At 71.5% G+C, this 20,707-nt stretch carries 18 protein-coding genes; 3 read left to right on the top strand and 15 right to left on the bottom strand.

Annotated features, from left to right (window positions below; translation table 11 throughout):
- Window positions 1–19: 19 nt before the first annotated feature.
- Window positions 20–841: an AfsR/SARP family transcriptional regulator gene (locus tag DVK44_RS34400; RefSeq protein WP_114664523.1), complete on the top strand. Its 822-nt coding sequence runs from the start codon at window positions 20–22 to the stop codon at window positions 839–841.
- A gap of 138 nt (window positions 842–979) precedes the next feature.
- On the opposite strand, the gene DVK44_RS34395 is transcribed toward DVK44_RS34400, so the two are convergent.
- On the bottom strand, window positions 980–2,053 hold the full coding sequence (locus DVK44_RS34395; RefSeq protein WP_228447492.1) for an acetylserotonin O-methyltransferase: 1,074 nt from the start codon (window positions 2,051–2,053) through the stop codon (window positions 980–982).
- An 897-nt stretch (window positions 2,054–2,950) separates the two neighbouring features.
- Here DVK44_RS34395 and DVK44_RS34390 point away from each other — a divergent pair.
- Together DVK44_RS34390 and DVK44_RS34385 are read left to right on the top strand one after the other, a co-directional pair.
- Window positions 2,951–3,361 (top strand): hypothetical protein, encoded by a 411-nt coding sequence (locus DVK44_RS34390; protein WP_228447491.1) that lies wholly within the window; start codon window positions 2,951–2,953, stop codon window positions 3,359–3,361.
- Window positions 3,358–3,540, top strand: coding sequence for a hypothetical protein (locus DVK44_RS34385; RefSeq protein WP_114664521.1), 183 nt, complete (start codon window positions 3,358–3,360; stop codon window positions 3,538–3,540). The genes DVK44_RS34390 and DVK44_RS34385 overlap by 4 nt, the downstream gene beginning before the upstream one ends.
- A gap of 4 nt (window positions 3,541–3,544) precedes the next feature.
- On the opposite strand, the gene pcaB is transcribed toward DVK44_RS34385, so the two are convergent.
- The 14 genes from pcaB to DVK44_RS34315 all read right to left on the bottom strand — a co-directional run bounded on the left by pcaB (window position 3,545) and on the right by DVK44_RS34315 (window position 20,704).
- Entirely contained in the window at window positions 3,545–5,029 is a 1,485-nt protein-coding gene (gene pcaB / locus DVK44_RS34380) for a 3-carboxy-cis,cis-muconate cycloisomerase (protein ID WP_114664520.1), read from the bottom strand.
- A complete protein-coding gene (locus DVK44_RS34375; protein WP_114664519.1) occupies window positions 5,019–7,007 on the bottom strand; it encodes an FAD/NAD(P)-binding protein in 1,989 nt (662 codons plus the stop codon). The genes pcaB and DVK44_RS34375 overlap by 11 nt, the downstream gene beginning before the upstream one ends.
- Before the next feature lie 27 nt (window positions 7,008–7,034).
- Window positions 7,035–8,222, bottom strand: coding sequence for a hydroxymethylglutaryl-CoA synthase (locus DVK44_RS34370; protein ID WP_114664518.1), 1,188 nt, complete (start codon window positions 8,220–8,222; stop codon window positions 7,035–7,037).
- Between the two features lie 4 nt (window positions 8,223–8,226).
- Window positions 8,227–9,285, bottom strand: coding sequence for a hydroxymethylglutaryl-CoA reductase (locus DVK44_RS34365; RefSeq protein WP_114664517.1), 1,059 nt, complete (start codon window positions 9,283–9,285; stop codon window positions 8,227–8,229).
- Window positions 9,282–10,364 (bottom strand): type 2 isopentenyl-diphosphate Delta-isomerase, encoded by a 1,083-nt coding sequence (fni, locus tag DVK44_RS34360; RefSeq protein ID WP_114664516.1) that lies wholly within the window; start codon window positions 10,362–10,364, stop codon window positions 9,282–9,284. The genes DVK44_RS34365 and fni overlap by 4 nt, the downstream gene beginning before the upstream one ends.
- Window positions 10,361–11,479, bottom strand: coding sequence for a phosphomevalonate kinase (locus DVK44_RS34355; RefSeq protein ID WP_114664515.1), 1,119 nt, complete (start codon window positions 11,477–11,479; stop codon window positions 10,361–10,363). Before DVK44_RS34355 ends, fni begins: the two co-directional genes overlap by 4 nt.
- The gene (mvaD, locus tag DVK44_RS34350) at window positions 11,476–12,522 is read right to left on the bottom strand and encodes a diphosphomevalonate decarboxylase (RefSeq protein ID WP_114665625.1); all 1,047 of its coding nucleotides are present in this window, start codon (window positions 12,520–12,522) and stop codon (window positions 11,476–11,478) included. The genes DVK44_RS34355 and mvaD overlap by 4 nt, the downstream gene beginning before the upstream one ends.
- A complete protein-coding gene (gene mvk, locus DVK44_RS34345; protein WP_181957590.1) occupies window positions 12,515–13,492 on the bottom strand; it encodes a mevalonate kinase in 978 nt (325 codons plus the stop codon). The genes mvaD and mvk overlap by 8 nt, the downstream gene beginning before the upstream one ends.
- 3 nt (window positions 13,493–13,495) lie before the next feature.
- Window positions 13,496–14,761, bottom strand: coding sequence for a cytochrome P450 (locus tag DVK44_RS34340; protein WP_162794214.1), 1,266 nt, complete (start codon window positions 14,759–14,761; stop codon window positions 13,496–13,498).
- 92 nt (window positions 14,762–14,853) lie between these two features.
- Window positions 14,854–15,780 (bottom strand): aromatic prenyltransferase, encoded by a 927-nt coding sequence (locus DVK44_RS34335; RefSeq protein ID WP_114664513.1) that lies wholly within the window; start codon window positions 15,778–15,780, stop codon window positions 14,854–14,856.
- Complete coding sequence (locus DVK44_RS34330) at window positions 15,780–16,877, bottom strand: acetylserotonin O-methyltransferase (RefSeq protein WP_228447490.1); 1,098 nt, start codon at window positions 16,875–16,877, stop codon at window positions 15,780–15,782. Before DVK44_RS34330 ends, DVK44_RS34335 begins: the two co-directional genes overlap by 1 nt.
- A 59-nt stretch (window positions 16,878–16,936) precedes the next feature.
- Window positions 16,937–18,523, bottom strand: a complete 1,587-nt coding sequence (locus tag DVK44_RS34325; RefSeq protein WP_114664512.1) for a class I adenylate-forming enzyme family protein — start codon at window positions 18,521–18,523, stop codon at window positions 16,937–16,939.
- 31 nt (window positions 18,524–18,554) lie between these two features.
- Complete coding sequence (locus DVK44_RS34320) at window positions 18,555–19,550, bottom strand: methyltransferase (RefSeq protein ID WP_114664511.1); 996 nt, start codon at window positions 19,548–19,550, stop codon at window positions 18,555–18,557.
- On the bottom strand, window positions 19,547–20,704 hold the full coding sequence (locus DVK44_RS34315; RefSeq protein WP_114665622.1) for a DegT/DnrJ/EryC1/StrS family aminotransferase: 1,158 nt from the start codon (window positions 20,702–20,704) through the stop codon (window positions 19,547–19,549). Before DVK44_RS34315 ends, DVK44_RS34320 begins: the two co-directional genes overlap by 4 nt.
- Window positions 20,705–20,707 lie beyond the last annotated feature (3 nt).

Genomic DNA, 20,707 nt, shown 5'->3' with positions numbered 1-20,707 from the left:
GCCACCGTACGGGGGAAAAGTGAAGATTCAGGTTCTGGGCACATTCGGAGCGGCGGTCAACGGGCGGTCGATCGTACCGACGGCCGGCAAACCGCGGCAGATCCTGGCCCTGCTCGCCCTCCGTCCCGGGCAGGTGGTGCCCGTCACCACGCTCATGGAGGAGCTGTGGGCCGCCAAACCGCCGCAGAGCGGGCTCGCCACCCTCCAGACCTACATCCTCCAGCTGCGCCGGCACCTCGGCGGCGCCATGGGGCCCGGGGCCGCCCGCACGGCCAAGGAGGTGCTCGCCACCCGGCACAACGGCTATGTGATGGAGGTGCCGGCCGACTGTGTCGACCTGCACACCTACGACCTCAAGGTCGCGGAGGGCCGCTCGGCCTTCGAGGCCGGTGACGACACCGTCGCGGCCGACCGTTTTCAGCAGGCGCTCGCGCTGTGGCGGGGGCCCGCGCTGGTCGACGTACGGGTCGGTCCGGTCCTGCGGATCGAGGTGATGCGCCTGGAGGAGAGCCGTCTGGGCACCGTCGAGCGGCGGATCGACGCCGATCTGCGGCTGGGCCGGCACACCGAACTCATTCCGGAGCTGACGGAGCTGACCGCGCGGCACCCGCAGCACGAGGGGCTGCACTCGCAGGCCATGGTGGCGCTGTACCGGTCGGGGCGGCAGGCGTCGGCCCTCGATGTCTACCGCGGTCTGCGCGTCCGGCTGATCGAGGAGCTGGGCGTCGAGCCCTCGCCGCAGATGCAGCGGCTGCATCAGGCGATGCTGGTCGTCGACCCCCGGCTGGGCGTCATCGCCGGACCGCGGCCCGTCTCGACGTTCGACCTCTACGCCGCCTGAGACGGTCCCGACCGCCGGCGGCGTCGGCCGGGGCACCGCACCGGTGCCGTACGACGCCGCCGCCGGGAATCGCGGAGCCGGCCGCGCGGTGTGCCGGGCAGTGTGCCGCGTGGTGTGCCGCGTGGTGTGCCGGACGGCTCAGCTCCGCCTTGTCGCGCTGATGACAACACGGTTGATGATGGCGTCCGCCGGAATCTCGGCCGGCTCCTTCGCGCTCACCTCCGTGACCTCGAACCCGCACTCCTCCAGCCAGCTCCGGTACGTGGACACCGTCTGAAGCCCGCCGCGCCCCATGACACAGCCGAGGATGTAGGCCGGGAAGAAGTCGGCCTGGTAGTCACCGGCGTCCCCGATGTCCTCCGGATACACGGCGGCGAGGACGACGATCCGACCGCCGGGCAGCAACGCCCGGTGCGCGTTCCTGAGGATGGTGAGGACGTCGTCCTTGTCGTACATGTCCACGAAGTGTTTGAGCAGCAGTACGTCGTAGCCCTCCGGGAGGGACTCCAGGACCTGGCCGCCCACGAAGGAGCAGTCGTCCGTCAGACCGTGTGCCTCGAAGGTCCGCAGACACTCGGCCTCCAGCGCGGGCCGGTCGAAGGTGGTCACCCGCAGACCGGGCGACCCCTTGAGCTGACAGGTCATGACCGCCCCGAGCCCGGTACCGCCCAGCACATCGAGCACCCGCGCCCCGGCCGGGATGTCGAAGCTGCGGAAGAACCAGGGATACACACTCGCGGTCTCGTTCCGCGCCAGCGGCCCCCACGCGGCGCGCACCTCCGCGACCTGGGCCGCCGCCTCGAACATCGTGCCGTCGAAACCGTAGAACTCCTTCAGACCCACCACACTGCCGGTCGTCACACTGTCGGCGAGGTAGTACAGCTGCCGCAGCATGCCCGTCTTGATCATGCCCATGAAGGTCAGGGCGCGCTGGAGGTCCGCCTCGGGGACCTCCGCGAGCCGGTCGAGGGTGTAGCCGCCGGTGGCCGCGTCCCGGGCGACGAAGCGCTCCTTCTCCAGCAGATACAGCAGCTGCTCCACGGCGTCGGGCTTCGCGCCCACGAGCGCGCCGAGTTCGGCCGCGGTCAGACCGGCCTCCTTGCGCAGCGCGTCGACGATGCCGAGTTCGAAGCAGGCGTACAGGTTCATGAATCTCGTGGGCCCCACCATGTACTCGCGCATCCGGGCGAGTACGGCTTCGGAATTGGACACGGATATCCTCTCGGATCGACGTTCCGGACGCGGACCGGTGCTCCCCGCGCCCAGTATCGACGGCGCCACTGGAGCGCCGGTGGAGTGTGACTCCGGCGCGGCTGGGGAGATGTGAAGGGGGGTACGGATCGGGCGTCGCGGTAGGCGACCCGCCCGGCCATGTCCGCCAGTTCGCCACGCCACACGTCGTCGACGGGGGCGTCGGCGAAGGCGTCCAGCAGGTCGTCCCGGAGCTGGCACGCCTCCCCCACCGCCTCGCCGTACTCCCTGAGGGCGGGGACGACGGGAGTCTCCTCGGGTACGTACGGGAGGGGCAGGTGCGCGGGAGAGCCGCGACGTCGTGCGGGCGGATCCGCCCGAGGCGGTCTGGAGTTCTCCTCTAGGGACGATCGACAGCGAACAGTGAGCGTTGACACCCCGAACCACCCCGTGGAAGCCTCCTTGTGCGCGGGGCGGAAGCACACGACCGGCGCCGGAGGTACGGAACGTACACACCGCGCCCTCGGTGTCCCCCCTCGGTGTCCCCCCTCGCCATCCCCCACCCCCTCCCCCACCCTCTTTCCTTCCCGTCGATGGCCGATCACCGCATCGCGTCGAATCGAATCGACGGCGACAGCGCATTCACCTCGACGGATCACGCCGTCGATGACGGGCGCCCTGAATTCCCCCTCGGACCCAGGAGACCGCATGGAATTACCCACCTGCCCCGAAGCTCCTCCACGGGAGACCGGCGGGGCGACCGCATCCGTGCTCAGCGCCTCGCGCCTCCGGGAAGTACGGGGCGATCTGCTCGCGCTGCCCGATCTCTACCGGGACAGCCTGCACCACGTCGCGCGCACCTCCGGACGTATGCACCTCACCCGAGTGTCCGGGAGCCGGAGCACGGATCATCTGAGCATGACCGCGCTCGACGCCCGGCACAACATCCTCACCATTCTTGAGTCATGGGCCGGCCTCGTCGCCGAAAAGGCCGGCGGAAAAGCCCCCACACGCTCGGTTCCGCATCTGGTCGGTTTTCTGCTGCGCCATCTGGAATGGCTCGCCGAACAGCCGCCCGCGGCTGAATTCGCCGACGAGATCAGCGCCCTCCGGCGGGAACTCCTGCGCACCATCGACCCGGAACCCGGCGAATCCCCCGCACTCACCCGGGACTGCGTGGTGGCCGGCTGCACCGGAGAAATCACCACCGGGACCGGAACCGGAACCGCAAACAGCATCCGGTGCTCGTCGGGACACACCTGGGACGTGCGCGAATGGATCACGCTGCGCCCCCTCATCGAGCGCCGTGGGAAGGGGGCTGACGTATGAGCAGGCCGCCACGCCACCGGCTGCTGCCCACCCGTGTGGCCGCACTCGCCGCGGGAGTGTCCGAGGCGACGATCCGCAAGTGGGTGAGCCGCGGGAAGATCACCCGCTACGGGACCCCCGGCCGGGCCGAGTTCGACTTGGACGAACTCACCGAGATCGTGATGCGCCGACGGAGCTGAGCGCTCACCTCCCGCCGGCGGCAGGCAGCCGCCGGGTCAGCGCGCGGTCCGTGAGTGGCCCCGCGGCCCCGGTGTAGGCCGCCGGCTCGAACAGGTCGGCCGGCCCGGCGGCGAGGAGTCCGGCCACCCGGCTGTCCTGTCGCAGGACATCGGCCAGCGGTTCGCCGGTACGCGCGGATCGGGCGGACGCCTCGTTCAGCAGGTCGCGCGCCCGGGCCTTGCCCAGCAGCGGGGCGAGCACCGCGGCGATCCGCTCCGAGACGATCCGCCCTCCGGTGATCCGGGCGTTGGCGCGCATCCGCCCCGGATCCAGCGACAGCTGGGAGACGAGCGGACCCGCCTGGTGCGCCGCGCCTCCGGCCAGCCGCAGCAGGGCGCGCAGCGGCTCCCATTCGGCGTGCCACGCCCCGGCGGACCGTTCGTCCTCGCTCAGCAGACAGCCCAGCACCGTCGCGGCGAGCTGCGGCGCCTGGAGCGCGGCGGACCGGATCGCCGTCGCCAGCACCGGATTGCGCTTGTGCGGCATCGCCGAGGACACACCCCGCGCGCCGGTCGCCGGCTCGTGGACCTCCGCGACCTCGGTACGGGTCAGGGAGAGCACATCGACGGCGATCTTGCCGAGGGCTCCGCACAGGAAGGCGGCGGCCGTGGCCGCGTCCACCACGGGCGTACGGAGCGTGTGCCACGGCACGAGGGGCGCCGACAGCCCCAGTTCCTCCGCGAACGCGTCCGTCAGCTCCACCGCGTAGCCCGCCGGGTCGGCGTCCGGCGCGTTGACCAGATATCCGGCCAAGGTGCCCGCCGCGCCGCCGAGTTGGACGGGAAGCCCGTCGGCGCTCAGCGCGTCGAGTCTTCCCACCGCGTCCAGGACGAGATGGCGCCAGCCCGCCGCTTTGAGACCGAAGGTCGTGGGCACCGCGTGCAGGGCCAGGGTCCGGCCCGCGATCAGGGTGTCCCGGTGTTCCCGGGCGAGTGCGGCGAGCGCCTCCTCGACCCGTTCGAGGTCGGCGCGGATCAGCCGCAGGGCCCGGCCGACGACCAGGACGGTCGCCGTGTCGAGGATGTCCTGGCTGGTCGAACCCCGGTGCACGTACGGGGCCGCGGCCGGGTCCCGGGCCGCCACCAGCGCGGTGAACTCCCGTACCAGCGGCACCACCGGGTTGGCGGACTCGCGCGCCTGCCGGGCCAGGGCGGCCAGGTCGATCCGGTCGGCCCGCGCGGCCTCGGTGATGACCCGCGCGGCGCTCGCGGGCACCGTGCCCAGCCGGGCCTGCGCCCGGCTCAGCGCCGCCTCGGCGTCCAGCATCGCCTGGAGCCATGCCCGGTCGGAGACCGCGGCGGCGACGGGAGTGGCCGCCCAGACCGGGGACAGCAGGCCCAGGTCCCCGTCCGCCGACCCCGGGCCGGCTCCCTCGTCCGTACGCGCCACCGCGCCCGCGCCCGTATCCGTAGCCGGGTCTGCCGTCGTGAAGCCGGTGTCAGTGGGCATAGGTGACTCCTCGTCCTTCGTGAGCCCGCTGTCCGCTCCCGGCCCGCCCGCCGCCACCGCCACAGGCGAGGGCCGCGCGGGCGAGGGCGTCCGCGTGGGTGAGCGTGAGCGAGTTGACGCCGGGGCGGATGCCCGCGGCCGTCACCCAGTGCACGGTCTCCGTGGGCACACCGAACGCGAAGCGGTTACGGCGCGCCCGCCCCGCCGCGTCGATCAGATGGAACGGTGACCCGGTGACGGCCAGTCCGTCGCTCTCGTACGTGCCTCCTGAGCGGGTGCGGACGCGGTAGGGGGCACACTGCCCGCCGGCCAGCAGACGGCGCAGCAGCGGATCGTCCGTGCGCCTCAGTGTGATGTCGGGCAGACGCGCCTCGACCAGCGCGTCCGCGTGGATCTCGGAGCCGGGCACGAGCGGCGACCGGGCGGTGTAGCCACCGCCGTCGACCGCCACCCGCAGGCCCGGTCCGATCACCGTCAGCACACCGGCGTCGATCAGGGCGGTCATCTCCTCGACGCGTTGTGCGGGCGGCCCGATCGACAGGAACGCGTTGAGCGGGGTGTACCAGCCGTCCAGGTCCGTACGGTACGAATCGCCGTGCAGCCCCCCGTGGTCGACGGCGAGCCGGACCTCGTTGCGCAGGTCCCGCAGGACGTCGAGGGCGGCCTTGAGCGGGCCGCCGACATTGCCGCGCCGGGCTTCCGAGACATCCGTGCGCAAGTGGTCGAGGAGCCACTCGGTGAAGTCCCCCGGGCCGGTGAACTCCCGGTCTCCGTAAGGGCGTGCGATCAGCTCCCAGTCCCAGCGGTGCTTCTCGCTGATGCCGTACGCCGCGAGGACGGTGTCCGTGTCCCGCCGGGCCGGTCCGGCCGCCAGGTAGTCGCCCTGGAACCGCTCCGCGCCGGCGCCGTGCCCCCGTGAGGTGAGCAGCGTCCGGTAGTAGACGGTCTCGACCTCCCGGGAGATCAGCGGCCACAGGTCCGTCCTGAAGTCGAGGCCCGTGCGCTCGTGGGTACGGCGCAGCTCCGCGACGCGGCCGGCGGTGAGCAGCAGCGGCTCGTGGCGGCCGTGCGGGCCCTTCTCGTTGTCTCCCCGGGCCTGGTACGGGACGCCCCGCCGGGACCCCGCGTAGAGGCGTGGTTCCCGGCCGCAGGGGTGGTAGACGAGCCGGCCGGCGGCGCGTGAGTAGGTGCCGCCGCGGCCGGCGGTGAGTCCCGCCATGTAGTCGAAGAAGTTCAGTCCGAGTCCGCGCAGCAGCACCCTGGTGCCCGGAGCCAGCACGTCCAGGTCGACGTCCGCCGGGTTGGCCGGTGCGATCCGTACGGCGCCGGCGTCCCGGGCCCTGGCGGCGAAGGCCCGCTCGGGGGCGGGGGCGCGGGCGGGCAGGTGTCCTTGGCACAGGATCACGGCGTGCAGGCCCGTCAGTACGGTCCCGTTGTCGAGCATCACCCGCTGGAGGGATCCGTCCCCGGTGTCCGGGTCGTCGTCGAGGGCGACCGCGCGGCAGGCGTGCGCGGTGACCGTCAGCCACCCGGGCGCGCCCTCGACCACACGGCGGTACGCCCACCGCAGGTAGTGGCCGTAGAAGGCGCGGGTCGGGTAGGTGTCCGGTCCCAGCGCGCGGGCCTCCTCGATGACATGGGCCGGCCGGCTGTCTGCCGTACGGTCGTCACCGGTCCGGCCGTTGACGAGTGCCGCGGCCCACTCGTACAGGCTCGGCCCGGGTTCCAGCGGGCCCCGCAGGGTCACGGTGGCGTCGGTGAACACCGAGATCTGCCCGGCCACGGTGTTCATGAGCAGGTGGCGGGGCTGGTCGGTGCGCCACACCTGGCCGGCGCCGGGCGGGTAGGGGTCGATCACATGGACGTGGACCGTGCCGTCGCCGGGCCGCGTGCGGGCGTTGGCGCAGAGCCGTTCCAGCACCGAGAGCCCGCGCGGGCCGCTGCCGATGAGGCCCACGGTGCATTGTCTCGTTGTCATGCTTCCTGTTTCTGCCGATCCGGTCGGTCAACCGCGGCACTGGAGTGACTCGTAGACGCGCTGGTGTCCGCGCAGGGCCGCCAGCCGGTAGGGGCCCGTGGTCTCGGCCGGGGTGCGGTGGTCCCCGCCGTCGGCCGGGAAGGAGTGTCCGTGCAGCTCCCGGTAGCGGGCGTGGCCGACGGGCCGGCGCCGGTCGATGGCCTCGCGGTGTGCCTTGGTGCGCAGGTGTTCCCGGTAGCCGGGGACGACGCCGCCCGCGAAGAACTCGGCGACGCTGCCGGAGCCGTAGCTGAGGAAGCCGATGGCCCGGCCGGTCAGGTCGTCGGCCTGGTCGAGCAGCGCGGCGAGGGCCAGGTACACCGAGGCGGTGTAGCTGTTGCCGATGACGTTGTTGTAGGCGGTGGTCAGTGCGAGGTCCCGGGTGATCCGGTCCTCGTCCACGTCGTAGCCGCAGTGGTTCAGCAGGTGGCGGTGGGCCTTGTGGGCCATTCTCGTGAACGGCTGGTGGTAGCAGAACGCGGCGAACTCGTCGAGCGTCCGGCCGCCCCGCTCCGTGTAGTCCTTCCAGCTTCCCTCCACCGCCAGCAGATACGCGCCGATGGACTCCTGTCCGTCCACCAGCGCGGTGTCACGGTAGTTGGGCCGCCAGAAGTCCATGACGTCGGCGGTGAACACGCCCGACGGTTCCTCGATCCGCACCAGCGCGGGATCGGCGCCGACCAGCATGGCCACGGCGGCGGCGCCCTGGGTGGCCTCGCCCGGGCTGTCCAGTTCGTACTTGGAGATGTCGGAGGCCACCACGAGGACGCGTTGTGCCGGGTCGCGGCGGACCAGGCCGATGGCGAACTGGAGGGCCGCGGTCCCTCCGTAACACGCCTGTTTGAGTTCGACGACCCGGGTGGCCGAGGGCAGTCCGAGCAGCGAGTGGACGTAGACTCCGGCGGATTTCGCCTGGTCGACGGAGGACTCCGTGGCGAGGATGACCGTACGGATCCCGTCGGTGCCGTGCCGTGCGACGACGGGCGCGGCGGCGGTCGCGCCCATGGTCACGATGTCCTCGTCGGCGGCGGGCACACTCATCGACCGCTGGCCGATGCCCCGGTGGTACTTGCCGATGTCGGTGCCGTTGTGTGCGGCGAGGACCGTGTGCGGCAGGACCAGCTCGGTGGTCGCGAACGACAGGTCATGAATGCCGATGGCGGGATCGTGGGCCATTTCCTCAGACACCGGCCTTCGCTGTGGTGTGGTCGCGTTCCAACTGGACGTGGGCCCGCATGAGTTCCCCCGGGTTGGTCTGGGCGGCGAGGAGGGAGAGTTCACCGCAGAGCACGGTCGCCGCCGCGATCACGGCGAGCCGGCGGGCGTTCTCGCCGGGAGCGCGCTCGGCGCGGCAGCCGAGCCTGGTCAGGTTCGACTCGACGAAGCCGAGTCCCTTGCCGTTGCCTACGGTGCCCACGATCAGATTGGGCAGGGTGCACGCGAAGTAGAGTTCGCCGTCCCGGTCCTCGGCCATGACGATGCCCTGGGAGCCCTCGACGATGTTGGCCGCGTCCTGGCCGGTGGCCAGGTAGAAGCCGAGCAGCATATTGGCGAAGTGGGCGTTGGCCGAGCGGATTCCGCCGGCGAGGAGGGTCCCGAGCATGTTCTTGCGGAGGTTCAGCTGGACGATCCGGGCGGCCGTGGTGTGCAGGACGCCTTCGACCACATCACGCGGCACGGTCAGTTCGGTGACCACGTTCTTGCCCCGGCCGAGGATGCCGTTGATCGCGGTCGCCTTCTTGTCCGTGCAGTAGTTGCCGGAGATCGATCCGTAGGAGATGCCCGGGATCGTCTTCAGGAGATGTCCGAGCAGGACGTCGGAGGCGAGTGTGGCCATGTTGTGTCCGGAGGCGTCGCCGGTGCTGAACTCGAAGCGGACGAACAGCAGATGGGCGTTGATCTCGTGGCGGATGCCGATCAGTTCGGCGTACCGGCTACAGGTGCGGACCACCTCGCGCAGTTCGCCGGCGCGGGCGTCGATGGTCCGCGCGGCCGTCAGCGCGGTCTGCGCGTCGGCCGCCTCCACGAGCACCGACCGGGTCATCCGCTCGTCCACGAGGGTGGCGACGATGCCCCGCTCGGCGAGCATGGAGACCTTCGCGCCCCGGCCGACGGAGGGCCACAGCGGCGACTCGTAGGTGGCGAGCGGGACCGGGGTCTCGGTGACGGCCACGTTTCCCGAGATACGCAGGGGGCCCACCCATCTCATCGGAACCCCGGCGCTCGTGTCGTCGCTCATCGTGTGTGTCCCGTCCTGTGTTGGGGGCCGGCGGAGCGGCGGGCGAACGGCCGGGTGTCGATCCCCCGGTCGACGCAGAAGTCCCGCAGCTCGCCGTGGATCAGCAGATCGCGGTGCGTCAGGGCGGCGGGGGTGCGCGCGCCGAGCAGGGTGAGGAGTGCGGCCAGCTGGTCGAGCCAGGTCGTGATCCGCGCGATCAGCGCGGTCACCCCGTCGTCGAGCAGGGTGCGCAGGAAGGTGCCGGAGACACCGGCACCGGACGCGCCGAGCGCCAGTGCGCGGGCCACGTCGAGCGGGGTGCGCACACCGCCGGAGGCGAGGACGGGAATCGGCGCGTCCTGGGTGTCGAGGAGACAGGCGGCGGTGGACTGTCCCCAGCCGGTGAGGTAGCCGTAGTCGGCGTGTTCGCGCCGGCCGTTCTCGATCCGGCCGAAGTCGGTGCCGCCCCGGCCGCCGAGGTCGGCCGCCCGCACCCCCAGGCTCTCCAGCAGGAGGACGGTCTCGCGGCTCAGCCCGAAGCCGACCTCCTTGACGATGACGGGGACCTCGACACCGGCCGCGATCTTCCCGATCCCCGGAACCCAGGACGAGAACGACCGGTCGCCCTCCGGCATCACCGTCTCCTGCACGGTGTTGACATGGATCTGGAGGGCATCGGCCCGGATCAGGTCGACGGCTCTGCGCGCCTGGTCGACGGAGGCCGTCGCGTTGACGTTGGCGAGGACGAACCCGGCCGGGTTCTCCGTGCGCAGCACACTGAACGTACCGGCGCAGCCCGGATCCTTGAAGTAGGCGCTCATGGACCCGGACGCGAGGGGCACCCCGGTCTCGCGGGCCGCGATGGCCAGGTCCCGGTTGATGGCGCCGGTCATCTCGCTGCCGCCGGTCATCGCGTTGATGTAGAGCGGTACCGGCCAGGAGAGTCCGGCGAAGGCGGTGGCCAGGGAGACGTCCGCCCGGTCGAGTCCGGCCAGGGCGTGGTGGACGAACCGCACGTCGTCGAACTGGTTGTGTCCGCCGGGCCGGCGCTGCTGCTCGACGGCGAGCCGGACGTGGTCGTCCTTGCGTTGGGCGGTCATTCCTCGTTCCCTTCGGCGGCGGTGGGACGGACGGGCAGGGGGACGACCCCGGCCGCGGCCCAGCGTTCGCGCAATCGGGCGATGTCGCGCGGGACTTCGGCGTCCAGCAGCGCGATACCGCAGTCGCCGCCGCCCGCCCCGGAGGGCTTGGCCGCGCCTCCGACGGATTCCGCGATGTCGCACAGCGCTGTCAGCCGGGGGGTGAAAACCCCCAGGGCGGCCTCGTCGTCGAGCCGGAGCAACTCCCGGCGGGCCCGCCGGATCTGGTCCAGCAGCGCCGGGCCGTCCCTCCGCTCCAGCGCGGCGGCGGCCGTACGGACACAGTCGGTGGTGGTACGGACGAATCTGTGGTGGGCGGCGGTGCCCCGCCAGGGCCGCCGGTGCAGGCCGGCGACCAGGGCGGTGGTCGAGGCGGGTTCGCCGGTCCAGCCGACCTGGAGCGAGAGCCCCTCGGGCGGCGGCAGCCGGCGTACCCCGAAGCCGGGCCAGGGCGCGCGCAGCGCCTTCTCCGCGCCGCGGTCGCGGGCGAGGTCCCGTACGGCGGTCCGGTCGGGCGCCCGGTAGGCGAGCCAGCCGCCCCAGGTGGCGGCGGCGAGGTCCCCGCCCGAGCCCTTGGGGTCGATCTCGGCGGAGGCGAGCAGGGCCAGCCGGAAGCGCTCCTCGTCGCGGAGCGCGAGGCCGCAGAACGCGGCGACGGCCGAGACGGTCGCCACGGTCACCGCGCCGCTGGAACCCAGCCCGTACTTGACGCCGTTGTCGTGCAGACCGCTCTCGACCGTCAGGCTCAACCCCGGTACGGGTGAGCCGCGTTCGGCCATCAGCCCGGCCACCGTCTCGATCGCGGACAGCACATGGGCGAGTCCCGTACGGACGTCTCCTGCCCCGTCCTCGCCGTACGGGACGAGCCGGCCGTGCCGCCGGCGCAGGCGCGCGCCGTGCGGAGCCAGGTCGGAGGTGATCTCGACGTCCGTCCCGGCGGTGCCGGTCACGGTGACGGTGACATGGCGGTCGACCGCGACGAGGATCGCCGGGTGACCGGGCTCGATCACCGCGTACTCCCCCACGACGAACAGCTTGCCCGGCGCGCGGCGGACGACGGTCCGCCGGCGGGTCATCGGCCGGCCCCGTCCACCAGGCGGGCGCCCGGGCCCGGTACGGCGACGCGGGTGGTGCAGCCCGGGACGGCGTCCCGCACCGCCTCGGCGACCCGGTCGGCGTCCGTCCGGCGGCACAGCACCTTGACGTTGGGACCGGCGTCCATGGTGGCGTAGGCCGGTGTGCCGTCCCGCCGGAGGCCGAGCACCCGGTCGAGGACGGTGAGGGTGGCCGGGGCGAGATAGCGTACGGCCGGGCGGGCCGCGAGCATGGTCGCGTGCATGCCGAGGGCGTTGCGCTCCGCGATGTCCCCGACCGTCTCGATGTCACCGGCGAGCAGCGCCGCGCGCATCTCGGTCAGATCGCCCCGGCTGGAGACGGCCCACGGCTCGTACAGCGGGGAGGTGTGGACGGTCCGGCGCATGGCCGCCCGGCTGGAGACGGCTTTGGGGCCCGCGTCGACGACGGCGACGACCAGCGCCGGATCGAGGTCTCCCACGGGTACGGGCTCGGCGTAGGAGTGGAGGTCGGCTTCCGCTCCGGTGCCGGAGTCCGGGCCCGCGTGCCACACCGCGAACCCGCCGAAGACCGAGCGGCAGGCCGACCCGGAGCCGCGCCGGGCCAGCCGCGACAGGGCGGTGGCATCGAGGGCGAGCCCGTACGAGGCCGCCGCGGCGACGGCGAGGGCGGCGAACCCGCTCGCGGACGAGGCGAGGCCGGCGCCGGTGGCGACGGTGTTCTCGCTGGCCACGACGGAACCGTGCGGGAGTCCGGACCGGTCCCGCACGAGGTCGAGGAAGGCGATGACCCGGCGCAGTGCCTCGCCCTCGGCGGGCCGGCCGTTGAGGGTCACCGTGTCGTGCGCGGCCTCGGGGTCGCGGTGGACACGGGTGGTCGTCGGAAGGATGTCCAGGGTCATCGACAGGCTGTCGGTACGGGGCAGGACCAGGTGTTCGTCGCGCTTGCCCCAGTACTTGATCAGTGCGATGTTCGGGTGCGCGACGGCGGTGGCGACCGGGCCGGTGCCCCGCTCCCGCAGCTGGGCGGCCGGGTGTTCACGCATGGCCGGCACACCCTCTCAGCGGTACGGTCCAGGTCCGCGTGGCGCCGCTCGCGCGCAGCTGCCGGATGACCTCGCCGGCCCGCTCCGGCCGGGTCAGGGCGACGACGCAGCCGCCGAGGCCGCCGCCGGTGATCTTGGCGCCGAGGGCGCCGGCGGTGAGGGCCGCCTCGACGAGGGCGTCGACGCGCTTGGTGCTGAGCCCGGCCGCCCTCAGCAGGTCGTGGTAGTCCGTCAGCCGCTCGCCGAGCGCCTCCGGTCCCCCCTCGGCGAGGGCGGACCGGGCCTCTTCGGTCAGCCGGGTCGCGCGGTCCACGAATCTCTCCCGCGCGCCTTCGTGGTGCTGGAATCCCTCGCGCAGCAGGTCGACCGCGTCCTTGGTGCGGCCCACGACGCCGCTGTCCGCGATGACGAGCAGGCCGTGGCAGCCGATGGTCAGCTCCCGGGTGCCGCCCCGGAGGAACAGCAGCGGGGAGGACGCGCCGACGCCCCGAGCGTCGACCCCGCTGGAGCGGCCGTGCGCCACGTTCTCGGCCGTCTGCACCAGGTCGAACGTCTCGCTCTCCGTGAGGTCATGGCCGTACAGTCCGGCGAGGGCGTGGACGACCGCCCGCGCGCAGGCGGCGCTGGAGCCGAGCCCGCGCGCGGACGGGATCGCGGCGTCGATACGCACGTCGACGGGCCGGCCGTCGTCCACACCGAAGGCCGCCCTGAACTCGGTGGTCAGCCGGCGCAGTCCGTCGGACGCCTGCCCCGTCATCGATGGCAGGGGGGCATGGGGGGCCGTGAAGGACACCTCGTCGGGTGCGCCGGTCCCGCGGCGGGACCAGCGGGCGCCGGCCGTGACCGTCAGCCGCGGTACGGGGAAGACGAGCGCCGGCGCCCCGTACACGACGGCGTGTTCCCCGAGCAGGATGACTTTGGCGTGGGCGTGACCGGTCGCGGCGGCACGGGGCTTCGTCGTCGGGCGCACCGGTCACCTCGGCCGGGGGGTCATGAGCAGCCGGCGGGGGTGAAGGGTGGTCTCCGGCGCGGTACGGACGCGGTGGCCGGGGCCGGTGTTCAGCGTCCATTCCCGTGTCACCACGTCGAGGATGACTTCGAGCTGCCGCCAGGCGAACGGCTCTCCGACGCATCCCTTCGATCCGATCCCGAAGGGAATGTAGGAGGCGTCGGCCTGGCCGGGGCGCAGGGAGAGCCACCGGTCGGGATCGAATCTGCCCGGATCCGGATAGCGTTCGGGGTCGCGGTGCAGCAGATACGAGCTGAACACCACATTCGTGCCCGCGGGGAGCGGGTGGTCACCGAGCATGACGTCCGTGAGGGCTTTGCGGCACGAGATCCAGACCGGTGGATAGAGCCGCAGCACCTCCATCAGAAAGCGCCGGGTGTATCCGGAGGAGCCCTGGCCCGGCTCCTGCTCCCGCTCCTGTTCCTGTTCCTGGGCGTCGAATCCGCCGCCTCCGCGCGCCAGTTCCTTGCGGAGCGGCTCCTCCATCGAGGGGTTCTCGGAGAGCGCGTACAGCGCCCATGACATGACGGAGGCCGTGGTGACCGTGGCGGCGGTCAGCATCATGACCGCCTCCTCGCACACCTGCTCCGCCGTCAGGAGACGGTTTCCCTGCCCGTCGGAGTCCGCCAGGAGTTCCGAGAGATAACCGGCCGTCGTACCGGGGGAATTGAGAAGGTCGGCGATACAGACATCGAGGATGTCCCGCAGTTCCGCGCGGGCCCGGGACAGGCGCTTCGCGGCACCCGGCCGGGCCGCTCGGGCCGCGGCCTTCCCGTACAGCGGTTTCCTGATCATTTCCCAGGCCAGCCGGGAAAGGCGCTCGCTCACCGTGTCCGTCGTCCCGGGCGGTAATCCGGTGATGATCGTTCCCACCACGATCGCGCAGGTGATGCGGCACATCTCGGACTGGATGTCGACCGTTTCACCGTCGCGCCACGAGGACACGAATCTGTGCGCGATCCCGTGCATGTCGGGAACGTATTCCTCGACTTTCGCCGACCGTACATAGGGATTCGCCAGGCGCCGATAGTGGCGGTGCATGGTCTCGTCCTCCGAGAGCATGCCCACCCGGCTGAGATTTCTGGCCTTGCGGAACAGTTCGCCTTTTCCGTAGTTCTTGCTCTCGCCCACCAGTATGTCGCGGACGAGGACCGGATCCCTGACGAACACCGCGTCGACGCCGTCCACCGTCAGGGGACGGAGTGCGCGTCCGCGCAGGAGGCTCTCCATCCGACTGAACCGGAACTCAGGAATATCCGGAGTGCCGGAAACACCGGAATCACCAGGAACACCCGGATGTAAACTGGCCGAGCTGGCCCGACTCATTCTACCGGCTCCTTGTCGCGAGCTGCGATATAAGCGGCGTTCAAGCGGCTGACGGGACGCCAGCGGTAGTACGACTGGAGTTTGTAGTACTCCTCGCCGCCGGATGTCACGGCGGCATAGACCATTTTCGGGTCGCCGACTCCGTACGGAACGTTCTTCACGAAGTGCGCGACCTTCGTTCCCAGCCGGGCGAAGAAGTCCATCGGATCGTCCGTCTTCACCCCGTAGGAGATCCGCTCGATCTCCATGGAATCCCAGTTCAGCGTGGTGTAGAGGCCGAACGAACGCGCGCAGAAGGTGAACATGCGCTCGCTCGGGGTCGGCAGCCCGATATCCCGGTGCATCGCCAGGACGGTGTCCCTCTCGAAGCATTCCGCGGGCGCCGAGAAGTAGACGTTCATCGTCCGGCTGCGATAGTCGATCCCGATGACATCGGCCTTGTCGGCCAGACCGTACCGGTGGAAGAAGCCGGCGTTCCCCGCCAGACTCCGCGGCATCGACGGCAGACCGGTCAGCCGGTCCAGTGTCTCGTGCTCCCCCGCCGGAAAGTACACCCAGATCTTCTTGAATCCGGAGACGACTCCGAGATCGACGCCGTAGCTGTCGATGGGACAGAGCCGCCGGAGGTCGGGAAGGAGACCGCCGACGGGATGGTCCGTCTGCGCGATCAGTCCCTCGGCCAGGGCCACGGCGTACGGATCGATGTCCTTGGGAAGGGTGAAACGGGCGTCGAAATCTCCTTCGTACCGCGCGTTCGTGGCGACCCTGAAGGCGATCACGGCCCGCGGCAGCGCGTCCTCGAAAGCGGCCAGGACGGGCCGGACGACCTCGCGCGAGGCGGTCACGTCCAGTAGGCCGGCCGACTTCTCGATCGCTGAGCAGACACTTTCCACATCGACAGGGACTTCGGCTGTGTCCGGCATCAATGACTCCCCAGAGGTCCGGGTCGGGCGACCTTGGTCGCGGACAGGATGGCCTGGACCGGGATGACGTCCGGCGGAACCTCGGCGGCGCTCTTGGTGAGCGTCTTCGTCACCTTGAACCCGCACTCCTCCAGCCAGCTCTGATAGACCGACAGCTTCTGCGGGCCGCCCTGGCCCATGGTGCAGCCGATGAAGAAGGCCGGGAAGAAGTCGACGTTGTAGTTGTCGGTGTCCGTGATGTCCTCGGGGTACACCGGCACCATGATGTGGACCTGACCGCCTGTCTCCAGGGCCTCGTTGACGCCCCGGAGGATCCGCACCACGTCGCCCTTGTCGAACATGTCCAGGAAGTGCTTGATCAGGACGGTGTCGAAGCCCCGCGGCACTCCGTCGAAGACATCCCCGCCGAGGAAGGAGCACTGCTCGGCCACCCCGTGGGACCGGAAGTTCGCCAGGGCCTCCGCCTCCTTCTCCGGCAGGTCGAAGGTGGTGACCCGCAGCCCGGGGGACGCCTTGTGCGTGACGGTGTGGATCGCGCCGAGACCGGTGTTGCCTGCCAGGTCGAGCACCCGGGCGCCGGCGGGGATGCCCACGTTGCCGAAGAACCAGGGATCGATGTGGGCGGTGACCGTGTTCATCAGGTTCGCCCAGGCGTCACGCAGGTCCGGGTGCTCAGCCACCGCGCCGTACAGGGTGCCTCCGGTCACCCCGTACAGCTCCCGCAGCCCGACGAGTGTGCCGGTCCGGGCGCTCTCGGTGAGATGGAAGAGCTGCCGCAGCGCCACCACCTTGATCATGTTCATATAGGCCAGCGCGCGCTTGAGGTCCTTCTCGTCGACGGCGGCGAGAGCGTCGGGAGCGTAGCCGCCCGACTCCTCGTCGTACGTCACGAACCGCTCCTTGACCAGCAGAAGAAGCAGCTGCTCCACGGCGTCCGGCGTGGCGCCGACCGCCTCGCCCAGCTCGGCGGCGGTCAGGCCCGGGTGCTCCCGGATCCGGTCGACGAGACCGAGTTCGAAGCAGGACAGCAGGGTCATGAACCGCGAGGGGCCCACCATGTACTCACGGAACCGGGCCAGCGTGGCGTCCGACGTCATGGGCTCGTCTCTTTCGGATAGAGGGTTTCCCACCGCCGTGGCGGCCGGCCGGTCAGAGGTCATCGGCGGTCCTCGCGCTCGTCCCGGAGCCGGTCGGCGAGCGCGAGGCGCTGCACCTTGAGGGTGCCGGTGCGCGGCAGTTCGGCCTCGGGGATCTGGACCGGGGCCGCCAGCTGCGGGAAGTCGGCGACGGCGGCGCGCCAGCGCGCCAGGTCCAGCGGACGGTCGCCGTGGGCACACACCACCGGAACGGCCTCGGAGCCGGCACCGTGCACCACGGCCAGCTCGCTCAGCTCCGGCAGCCGGGCGAGGACCGTGTCCTCGATCTCCAGGGAGCTGCGTACGCCGTGGATCATGTCGACCTCGCGGTCGAGCATGTGCAGGCAGCCGAGCGCGGTGAAGTAGCCGACGTCCCCGGTGCCCCACCAGGCGCCGTCCCGGTTGCTGTCGTAACGCTCCTGCTCGCCGAAGTACGTCTTGGCCAGCGCCGGCCAGGCGACCTGGATACGGCCGGGGTTCTGGGCCGTGGGCCGCCGTCCGTCGCGGCTGACCACGCGGACCCTCGCCGCGCCCCACGGCATCCGCCAGCCGACGCAGCGGCCGTTGGCCCGGTGGGCGGAGCGGCGGAGGTAGGCGCGGCCGACGGCGGGTCCGACCTCGCTCTGCCCGTAGATCTGGAAGAACAGGGCGCCCCGGCGCCGGGACGACTTCAGGAGCCGGCTCATCGTCCCGGGGTGGATCGCGTCGAAGGTGCTGCTGAAGTACTTCACCGACGCGAAGGGCGCACGCGGGTCGTCGGCCAGGCCCTCCCACGCCATCAGCGAGTTGGGCAGCGCCTCGATGAGGCCGGGCCGGTGGGTGAGAAGCAGCTCGGCGACCGTGTCCGGGGCCGACTCGTTCATCAGGAGCAGCGGCATCTCCTTGAGGAGGGCCAGGGCCATCGCCGCGACGTTCCGCGAGTGCACGAAGGGGATGTGGATCGCGGCCTTCTCCCGTTTCCGCGGGAGGGAGAGCAGCCGCCACTGCGGCTTGAGCCGCAGTCCCTGGGTGCGGGGCGTGTGCACGACCAGTTTGGGCACCCCGGTGGTGCCGGAGGTATGGGTGATCACGGCGGCCTCGTCCATGGGCCGTACGACGGGTTCGACGCGCGGCGCCCCGGCGAGTGTGTCCAGTGCCACGGCCCGGGGCGCTCCGCCGGACACGGTGATCAGCCGGCGGGTGAGTTCCGGCAAGGGCAGTTCGGCCAGTACGCCGAGCTTGTGCCGGTCGATGAGCAGGTCCGGCCGGTCGAGCCGGCGGAGCAGCGCGGCGACCGTCCCCGCGTCGAGGCTGGGCGAGAGCAGTACGGGCACCGCGCCGATCCGGGACGCCGCGCAGGCCAGCATCCACACGTCGGCGTTCGCCTTCTTGTAGACGACGACGTGTGCGTCGGGCCGCACACCGGCGGCCCACAGCCGGGCCGCCAGGTCGTCGACCAGGTCGGCGAGCCGGGAGACCGTCAGCTGTCTGCCCGCCTCGGGGAGGACGTCCAGATCGTGATCGAGAGTGATCGTCGTGGTCCCGTTGACGGCGGCGGCCATGGCCGGCAGCAGACCGATGTGCAGACCGCGCTTCTGTATCGTCCGATAAGCCACTGAGCCGTTCATTCGGCTCTCCTTTGCGGGGGAGGACGCCCGCTCACCGGGCGATGACCAGGGTCGCGGGCGGCGCGGAGTGGAACGAGACAGTGGTGAAGCCGGCCTTGACGAGCCAGTCGTGGTAGTCGGACCGCCGCCAGGTGCCGCCGCGTTTGCTCTTGAGCAGCATTTCCGCGGCGAAGATGAGCGGGAGCGCGGGTCCGCCGCGGTCGTCGTCGACGACGTAGTCGCAGATCACCACGGAGCCGCCGGGCCTGAGCGCCTCGCGCAGCCGGGAGAGGACGGCGATGTTGTCCTCCGGTGCCTCCTGGTGGGCGATGTGGGAGTACAGCGCGATGTCGTACCGGTCGACGCCGAAGTCGGTGGTGTGGAAGTCCCCGGGGACGGTGGTGAACCGGTCGGCCAGCCCGCGTTCCGCCAGCAGCCGGCGGGCGATCGCGTTGATGGGCTCCCAGTCGAGCTGGGTGGCGCGGGCCCGTGGATTGGCGGCCAGCCAGATGGCCGAGTAGATGCCCGAACCACCGCCCACGTCGAGGATGGAGACCGCGCCGGCATCGGCCAGCCCGAGCACCTCCGCGGCGATCCGGGCGGCGGGAACGGACTGGGCGGCGATGGCCGGAACGATCTCCTCCCAGTGCGGGTTCTCCGCCACTTCGGTCGTCGCGTCCCGGACCGGTCCCCCGGCCCGTACGACGTCGGGCAGGGCGGCCAGGCCGCCCATGTGCTTCAGCTTCAGCCGGGCGAAGCCGCTCAGGCAGGTGGCCTTGCCGTCGACGAGGTAGAGGGATGCCTCGGGGGTGTTGTGGTACCGGCCCTCGCGCAGCTCGACCAGACCCACACTGACGAGGCCGTCGAGCAGGGTCTGTGCGCCCCGCGGCGCGATCCGCGCGCGCTCGGCCAGCTCCGCGGCCGTCTCCGCGCCGTTCTCCAGGTGGGTGAAGAGCGCGTGCCCGGCCGCGGCGCCGACGACACCGGTGGCCCAGTAGCCGTTGATCAGCCGCAGTACGTGGTCCGGGGAAGGCTGGTCGCTCGTCATGCCGGCCCTCCTGGGCTCCGGGTGGTTCCCGCGTGGGCGCGGACCGCGCGGCGCAGCGCGTCCACGACCCGTTCGACCTGGCCGGTGGTCAGCTCCGCGTGCATCGGCAGGGCGAGATGGCGCCGGAACAGCTCCGCCGAGACCGGGCAGGGGTGCTTCGACTCGAACACGGGCTGGAGGTGGGTCGCGAAGGTGCCGTGTCCGCAGCCGATGCCCTGGGCGCGCAGTTCGGTCGCGACGGCCGCGCGGTCCACCCCGGGACCGAGTGTCACCATGTACGTCTGCCAGGCGTGGGTACGGTCGTCCGGCACGTACGGCACCGTCAGCAGTTCCTCGTCGCCGAGGAGTCCGGCGTACTGCCCGGCGACGGCGGTGCGGCGCGCGAGCAGCTCCTCCGTACGGTCCAGCTGTACCTGGAGGATCGCCGCGGCGATGTCGGACAGCTTGTAGTTGTGGCCGATCCGGGTGAACTCGGGGATGGGCAGGCCGACGACCTCGCCCATGTCGAAGATGCTGCCGATGCCGAAGGAGCTGTACAGCCGCGCGTCGGCGCCGATCCTGGGATCGGTGGCGAGCAGCGCGCCGCCCTCGCCGCTGGTGGCTCCCTTGCGCCCGTGGAAGGAGAGGACGGCCACCTCGGCGAGCGTGCCCGCCTCGCGCCCCCGGTAGGTCGCGCCGACGGCGCAGGCGGCGTCCTCGACGAGGAACAGGCCGTGGCGGTCGGTGATCGCCCGGAGTTCCGTGTAGTCGGCGGGCATACCGACCGTGTCCACGGCGATCACACCGACGGTACGCGGGGTTATCAGGTCGGCCACCGCCCGTGGGTCGACGGTTCCGGTGTCGGCGCGCACATCGGCGCAGACGGGGACCGCGTCCAGGTACCGCACGGCGTGTGCGGGGGCGGGGAAGCCGTAGTCGGCGACGATCACCTCGTCCCCCGGCCGGACGCCGAGCGCGAGCAGGGACACATGGAGGGCGGCGCCGGCGTTGCACATCGCGACGGCGTCACCGGCTCCGTACCGCTTCCGCAGCAGCGCCTCCAGGGCCTTGCCCCTCGGGCCCTGCCCGGCGGGCCAGCCGGACGCGAACACCTCGGCGACGGCGGCCAGTTCCCGCTGTCCGAGGCTCGCGTGGACCAGGGGTACGGGTTCCACGGC

This window comes from Streptomyces paludis (genome assembly GCF_003344965.1).
GTDB lineage: Bacteria > Actinomycetota > Actinomycetes > Streptomycetales > Streptomycetaceae > Streptomyces > Streptomyces paludis.
This window is presented reverse-complemented; position numbering and strand designations above follow the sequence as displayed.